General features: G+C 38.8%; 7 protein-coding genes. All 7 read right to left on the bottom strand.

The features are described from left to right. Positions 1-47: 47 nt before the first annotated feature. A complete protein-coding gene (gene gspL, locus Q4503_RS18650; RefSeq protein WP_303603174.1) occupies positions 48-1,424 on the bottom strand; it encodes a type II secretion system protein GspL in 1,377 nt (458 codons plus the stop codon). Further along, on the bottom strand, positions 1,424-2,452 hold the full coding sequence (gene gspK, locus Q4503_RS18645; protein ID WP_303603175.1) for a type II secretion system minor pseudopilin GspK: 1,029 nt from the start codon (positions 2,450-2,452) through the stop codon (positions 1,424-1,426). The genes gspL and gspK overlap by 1 nt, the downstream gene beginning before the upstream one ends. Then, positions 2,452-3,129 (bottom strand): type II secretion system minor pseudopilin GspJ, encoded by a 678-nt coding sequence (gene gspJ, locus Q4503_RS18640; protein WP_303603173.1) that lies wholly within the window; start codon positions 3,127-3,129, stop codon positions 2,452-2,454. The genes gspK and gspJ overlap by 1 nt, the downstream gene beginning before the upstream one ends. Continuing rightward, entirely contained in the window at positions 3,129-3,569 is a 441-nt protein-coding gene (gene gspI, locus Q4503_RS18635) for a type II secretion system minor pseudopilin GspI (RefSeq protein WP_303603172.1), read from the bottom strand. Before gspI ends, gspJ begins: the two co-directional genes overlap by 1 nt. After that, positions 3,562-4,188 carry a type II secretion system minor pseudopilin GspH gene (gspH, locus tag Q4503_RS18630; protein ID WP_303603171.1) on the bottom strand — a complete coding sequence of 209 codons (627 nt, stop codon included), beginning with the start codon at positions 4,186-4,188 and terminating at the stop codon, positions 3,562-3,564. Before gspH ends, gspI begins: the two co-directional genes overlap by 8 nt. 52 nt (positions 4,189-4,240) lie before the next feature. Next, positions 4,241-4,693, bottom strand: coding sequence for a type II secretion system major pseudopilin GspG (gspG, locus tag Q4503_RS18625; RefSeq protein WP_303603170.1), 453 nt, complete (start codon positions 4,691-4,693; stop codon positions 4,241-4,243). A 397-nt stretch (positions 4,694-5,090) separates the two neighbouring features. Further along, a complete protein-coding gene (gspF, locus tag Q4503_RS18620) occupies positions 5,091-6,329 on the bottom strand; it encodes a type II secretion system inner membrane protein GspF (protein WP_303603169.1) in 1,239 nt (412 codons plus the stop codon). Between the last annotated feature and the right edge of the window lie 111 nt (positions 6,330-6,440).

Below are 6,440 nucleotides of genomic sequence, written 5' to 3'. Positions count from 1 at the left end.
ACGTAAGTTCAGCCCTTGCCACCATGTTTTAAGTGAAGCGATATTCATTACGAGCCTTCCTTGCTAACAATACTAAAAGAGCCTGTTACTTGCTCACCTTGATTATTTTGAGCACCTTGTTTTACCTCAACATTGGCTAAGGCTAGGGCATTTTTAAATTGTTCAAAATGTTGATAATCATCAGCAATGGCTTGAAGCCTAAGCTCTTGTCTTTTACCGTCAAATTTTATCGATTCAGGTTTTAAGCTCGGAACTTTAGCAAAAGCGGGTTGTACTTGTGCCAACATAGATAAAAAGCCAACTTGCTCAGTTGCCCCACCCAAACTTGATAATTCTCGACTAAGCTGCGACTTTATTGTGCCAATACGAACACGTTTCGCCCCAGGGAAGGTTTGTTGATATTGCTTAATAATTTGCGCTTCAATGTCCGCTTGTTGTGCTGAAAGTTGAAATAACTGTGCACTTTTATAACCGACATTTAACAATAAGGCGCACACAGCAAAACCAGCCGCCCATAGCCAATTTTTAAGGTGCGGTGAACGTCGCTCTTTTACTTTAAATTCGCCTTGCAATAAGTTGAATGTGCTACTTTGCTGACTATGCTGAGCAAACAAGGCTAACGGTAGCTCTTCTCCTGCATTGACTATATTAATAGTGGATTGCTGATTTATAGCCTCAAGCGAAGGTAAAGCTGAATAAGCATTAATCGTTAAAACATTGTCTGAGGTTGCATCACTTTTACCTGTGTTTTTAGCTGCATTTTTTTTATCGCTAGCAACTTCTGCCGCTTGCGCTAACGCAATTTTATTTTGTAGCGTAAATTGCCAAGCTTCACTATCAAGCGCATAGCCTTGCCATTCACCTTGACGAATAATTATTTGCGTTTGCTTAGCTTGTCCAGCTACGTTTTGCTCAGTTAAGCTACTTTGCGATGAAACACGCTCAGGATGCAGCGCAATAGCGCTCCATTGTTCGTTAACATACGGCATCGCCAAAACATCAGGCAACATATGCTTAGTGTTAATATCGGCTGCCGCTAACCAAGACTGCCACAATAACATTTGTGCTCGTTGAGTGATGGCAACAAAGCAGTTGTGCTCGCTGTTATCGTTAGTAATATTGGCGTAGGCAAAGAATAACTCATCAACATCTTGTGCTAATTCATCTTCTAACATGTAAGGCACGGCAGAAAGCATTGCTCGGTGTGACTTAGTTGGCAGCGTTAAACGTTTTAATAACACGTCGCAGCCAGGCACAAAAACCTTAACCACACGTTGCTGGGCTTTTTCAGTTAATTCTCTTAACTGCTCAGCATGGGGTAACACACCACTGGCAATAATCTCTTGCTCTAGCGTGTTAAATATCAACCAAGATATTTCATCTTGGGCTTGGCTACCTAGGCGTATATATAAAGTTTCGGCCATTAATTTCGTCCTACGGTGCGACTGAGTACATTGATATATTTATTCTCGGTTATTTTCATTACTGAGTTCATGGCATAATAACTTTCATTAAAACTAGCGCTCGCTTTCAGGTTAAAATATTCGCTATCAATAGCAAAGCTGTCTTTTTTATCATTGAAGTTTTCAATTTGTACAACCGTTGGTAAATTGTAAAAAGTATCGAGCGAGTCAAAACCTTTTTCACCTCTAGCACTTAATACGTCTTGTGCTTGTTCTAATGTTGAGCCAAGTAGCGCTTGCAATAATTCAACGTGTTCACTGTCGATAGTGTTAATGTTCACTTTGTGTAATTCACTGCCAGGAATAACGCAAACATAAGGCTTAATCGCATTTATAATCGCAGGAGTAAAATGCTCAACTACCCTTAACTCATTAACACTGGCTAAATAATTATTGGCTGCAAGATAAGGAAATTCACGTGAAGCATAATCATTATCTTCTGCGCCACCGGCACTACTGATACTGGTATCAGCATCTAGCCAATCAGTAAGAGCATCTGCCATTGATTCAGCTTCAAATTGACTCACATTTTCTAGCTGTAAATTAATTAACAGTGCTTCAAAGGCAAGACGAGCAGGGGCTTTGTTTTCCTCTTGATTTCTGTTGTTTCGGCTACTTGTGTTTTCGCTTTCTTCAAATGGGGCGCGTAAGGCATTTAAGTTCAAACAGCTTTGTAGATCGGTGATTTCACCTGTTATTTCACCAAAATCGACCGGAAAGGTATTTTCACCTCCTGCCCAAGCTTGACTTAAGTTGGTAACATCAGGCTCTGCTTGGAAAACTTTAATTAATACTCTTTTAGTAAAAGCTTCTGCACCCATGGCATACCAATAAGCTTGTTGGTTAAAGCTAACATTAGCACTTCGTTGCATTTGTACCTGCAAGCGCGCCGTCATTTGGCTAGCAATAACCGCACAAAGTGCAACAATAAGCATTACTGTTATTAGCGCGACACCTTGCTGCTTGTGTAACCTTTTTAAATTTATCATCACGAGCCCAAACCTAATGCTCTGTTCGATGTCGTTTGAAGCTGCCCATCACCAGGCACTAAATATTGACGTCGTATAAGGCCATAATCTTTTGTGTCGATTTTAATGGCTATTGCCAAAGGTAAAGTCTCCTTTTCCCAAAGTTCTAGCCAGTCTTTCCCATCATAATATTCAAAATTGATCTCGGTAACATCATGAATCAAAGGTCTTACTTTTGGTTCTTCACCCACCACGGAATCAACAAAGTTGAAATGTAAACGTTCAAGGGTTTCTTCAGTTATTCTATAAGCTACCGCTTGCATATCACTACGGGGTAATAACAATCCAGGGTTAGTCCAACCGTTTCTTACAAAGGCAATAACTTGCTCTTCGTTTTCGAAACCCTCACTATCAGTTTGTATTAAACGTGTTTGTGGTGCTTCGCCATTAAGGCGCATAGTACGGCGTGAAATTTGAGTAAAGTCACGTTCTATAATTAAAAAAGCGCGTTGTAGCTCATTCTGTCGGGCACTATGTTTTTTCGCCATTTCATCACCGGATAATACCGAGTTAAAAATAGTGAAGCTAGATAAACTAATAATTGAAAATATAGCAATAGCAATGAGTACTTCTAGTAAAGTAAATCCTTTATTAGAAGTAGTATTGAGTTGTGCGCGTATTCTGGGGCTAGATAGCATTAGGATTCCACCTTAGAAACAAAGGTGGTTAAACTACTTACGGCTAATTCATCATCTGGATCTTTTCTAATTTCTATTACAACAGAGCGCATATCATTATCTGTGGTTTTAATTACTTTTTTATGCCAGTACCAAGTTCTACCAGCAAGTTTTACTTCACCTTTAACATTGTTTTTGGGCGGCCATGTTTTATCTAGATTTACCGCAACTAGTTGATTTGAAGCAACCCAATCGGCAAACATTTTAGTTTCTAGATAACCCATGTTTCTGGCATTGTTACTGGCAGTACTGAGTAATGCGATACCTGCGATTGAAAAAACCGCTAAAGCTAGCATCACTTCGATAAGGGTGAAACCAAGTGATCTTGTCTTACTCTTATTTACGTTTTGTTGCTGTAAAATATTAGCCTTGGTGTTTTTTATGTTTAATGACTTAATCATCTAACACTGGCCCTTCAATTGTTAATGGTGTGCTATATAGCCCGCTGACTCGATAGGCTAAATCAGATAAATCTTCATTAAGTGAAGCTTCATCGGTAAAGTAAAAGGTAAGACTAAAAGGTGTGATGTCACCGCCAGATAAAATATAGACTTGTGGTGTTAATTTGTCTTCATCTTTGGCTTCTTTCGCTTTTTCAATAGCGTCAAAAGAAAGGTAACCTTCTTCTTCCGAGGCGAATACGGATGAGTCAAATAGCAACGGCTCTTCAATGGGTAGATCGTCTAAAGCTAAGGTAAAGGTCACCCCTTCAGGTAACTCTTGCACTGCTAGCCAATCTTGTTCAGGTATTTCACTCCATTTTTCGCCATCATAGCCAAGAAATTGATAACTGTTTTCATCAAGGTATAAACCCAGTTCAATATTATTGAGTAAGCCGTAATTTGCAGCACTTTCAAACAGCGTTGAAAATTCTTGGCTTACTTTTTTTAAAGTATCTTCTGGACGCTTTGTAGAGAAGTTAAATTGCACCGCTGAAATTATTAAGCCAATTAATGCAATCACCACCAATACTTCAAGTAAGGTAAAACCTTTATTTTTTGTGGTAAATGTTCTCTTCAAAATAATACTCATCCGTTTACGTTATGCTTTCTTATTAACTTAAGTAATTTAATTACTGATAGTCGCCTAAATTCCAATTACCAATATCATCTTCAGTGCCAACTTCTCCGTCTGGACCGGCAGTAAATACATCCATTTTCTCGTGTTCACCTGGGTTTAATAAAAAGTATTCATTACCCCACGGATCTTTAGGAAGACGTTTTACATAACCACCGTCAGGAAAACGACGTGGAATAGGCTCAATATCAGTTTGCTGGGTTAATGCTTCTAAGCCTTGCTCTGTACTTGGATAATCGTAATTATCTAATTTATACATACTTAACGAGTTTTCTAACGCAGTAACATCTTGTACTGCTTTTTGTAATTTAGCCGTGTCTTGGCTACCCATTAAATTAGGGACCACAACACTTAACATCATGCCGATAATAACAATTACCACCATAACTTCTAACAAGGTAAAGCCTTGTGCTTTTTTTTGTGTGTGTTTTAAACTTTTATTAATCATTATTTTTCCTAATTACCTTTATAAATTTAACATTTTCATTCTGTTATCTCTCATTATTAGGCGAATAAATTCGCCCCTACGATGATGATAATCACCCCTTTTGTGGGGCTTATTTTTTATCCGGCGAATAAATTCGCCCCTACGGTGATGATAATCAACCCTTTTATGGGGCTTATTTTTTATCTGGCGAATAAATTCGCCCCTACGGTGATAATAATCACCCCTTTTGTAGGGGCTTATTTTTTATCTGGCGAATAAATTCGCCCCTACGGTGATAATAATCAACCCTTTTGTGGGGCTTATTTTTTATCTGGCGAATAAATTCGCCCCTACGGTGACAATAATCCCCCTTTTGTAGGGGCGACTTCAGTCGCCTGTTCTACTTTATATATTCCGTTTATCCACCAACAAAGGTGTTTAATTTCAATATAGGCTCTAATATGGCCATTACGATAAATAAAACAACCCCTGCCATGCCTACCATCAATGCAGGTTCAAATGCTTTTAATGAAATATTCATCAATGCTTCAAATTCGTTATCTTGGTTGTCGGCTGCGCGTCCTAACATTTGCTCGATTTGTCCACTTTTTTCACCACTGGCGATCATATGCAACATCATTGGTGGAAATAATTTCGTTTGTTCAAGCGATAAGTGTAGGCTTGAGCCTTCGCGTACTTTATCTGATGCTAATTTTACTTGCTGTTTTATGTACAAGTTGTCGAGTACTTCACCTGAAATTTTCATACTTTCTAATAACGGCACTGCACTCGCTGATAATATACTTAAGGTTCTTGCAAAACGGGCCGTATTAAGACCTTTAGCTACTTTACCAATACCGGGTAAGTAGATCAGTCTTTGATGGAAAATCATCAAATACTTTGGTTTTTTCAATACATTGGACACTATCAACATAAGTGCGGCAATGAATAAAATGATGAACAGGCCATTCGCTTGTAAAAACTCACTACTGGCAATTAAAAACTTAGTTGAGCCAGGTAAGTTTGCACCCATATGCTCAAATTGCCCTACGATTTGTGGCACTACTTTGGTTAATAATATTGCGATAACCCCAATAGCAACCACTGTCATAATGACAGGATAAACTAAGGCTTGGATAAGTTGAGAACGCATTTGTTCTCGTTTTTCTGTGTAATCAGCTAAGCGATTTAATACTTTATCTAAGTGACCAGATTTTTCACCAGCTGCAACCATCGCGCGATATAAGTGATTAAATACTTTCGGGTATTCAGCGAGGCTTTCTGCTAAACCATAACCTTCGGTTACCTTGGTACGAACCCCCATAATCATACTTTTAATACGATTTTTTTCACCTTGCTCAGCAACGGCTATTAAGGACTCTTCTAATGGCAATCCAGATTCTACTAAGGTTGCTAGCTGACGAGTAATTAACGACAATTCAGCAGCAGATACTTTTCCTGTGCCTTTACTTTTGCCTTTACCCGAGCTTGCTTTTCCTGTTTTACTTTTATTATGAGTAAGGGTAGGGGTTACTTCCGTAGGCATTAACCCTTGTTCACGCAATAATGCGCGGGCTTGCCTTGGGGTATCACCTTCAATAACACCTTTTTTATTTTTCCCTCGGCTATCAACCGCAAGGTAATCAAATGCTGCCATATGTTTTAATCATTTCTTGTTGTTTGTAAATGTGCCATTAATCTTCTCGCGTAACGCGCAATACTTCTTCCAGCGTTGTTTGCCCCAACATGACTTTATCAAAGCCATCAC

It is taken from the genome of Colwellia sp. 6_MG-2023, assembly GCF_030547765.1.
GTDB lineage: Bacteria > Pseudomonadota > Gammaproteobacteria > Enterobacterales > Alteromonadaceae > Colwellia.
This window is presented reverse-complemented; position numbering and strand designations above follow the sequence as displayed.